Source organism: Paenisporosarcina sp. P4_D4 (assembly GCF_056401835.1).
In genome coordinates, this window is record NZ_JBFUIO010000386.1 from 1 (window position 1) to 773 (window position 773).

Below are 773 nucleotides of genomic sequence, written 5' to 3' on the forward strand. Positions count from 1 at the left end.
AAGCATATCAATAATTTTATTAATCACATTCATATCCCGTCTCTTCATCTTAAGAACCAGATCGAAACATTGCGAACTGTTATAGGATTATACGCTAATAGTTTATTAATAATGCTTTATAAGAACATTTTTTATTGAGTTGCGAGCATCATTGCTTAATTCCACAATAAGGGCAGAACTTAATCTCTAAATCAGGATAAGAATTCCATCCATCACTAAAAGAAACAGACCATACATCAGAAGATTTAACTAGCTCTACACCTCCTGAAACTTCTCCTTCTCCTACAGGAAAATAAATACCATCTAGATTATCAATTAGTGCTTTAAGTTCTTCGCAGCAATATGTTTTCAAATTGTTCCCTCCCTATTCATATAAAATATTTCTTTTACTTGGTCAGCATGTAATACGCTTGCTGGTACTTTTGCATTCTTTTCATATCACTTTCATTGGGATTAGCAATTCTACCCCAGTCCATGTTGTCTTTTACATCAGCCAATTTGACCTTTCGACCAATTTTATTTTGCATTGATCTTCTAATGAAATCCCAATAGTTTTCAGTGTGTCTCTTAGTAACGCTTACTAATGCCTCAATTATATATTCGGGAAATCCTTCAGCTCTTAGATCATCAACTGTTATTGTTGTATCCTCAATTACATCGTGTAAGACTCCTACTATTCTCTCTGCCTCTGTATCCAATGACATCATTACACGTAAAGGGTGAAGAATATATGGCTGTCGAGCCTTATCCATTTGACCCTTATGGGCTTTAGC

The 773-nt window shown here is 34.7% G+C and carries 2 protein-coding genes; both read right to left on the reverse strand.

The window, feature by feature from the left end; all coding sequences use genetic code 11:
• Nucleotides 1-148: 148 nt before the first annotated feature.
• Nucleotides 149-352 carry a hypothetical protein gene (locus tag AC1DSL_RS19005; RefSeq protein WP_477533447.1) on the reverse strand — a complete coding sequence of 68 codons (204 nt, stop codon included), beginning with the start codon at nt 350-352 and terminating at the stop codon, nt 149-151.
• 34 nt (nt 353-386) lie between these two features.
• Nucleotides 387-773, reverse strand: a 387-nt coding sequence (locus tag AC1DSL_RS19010) for a hypothetical protein (protein ID WP_477533448.1), incomplete at its 5' end; no start/stop codon positions are given.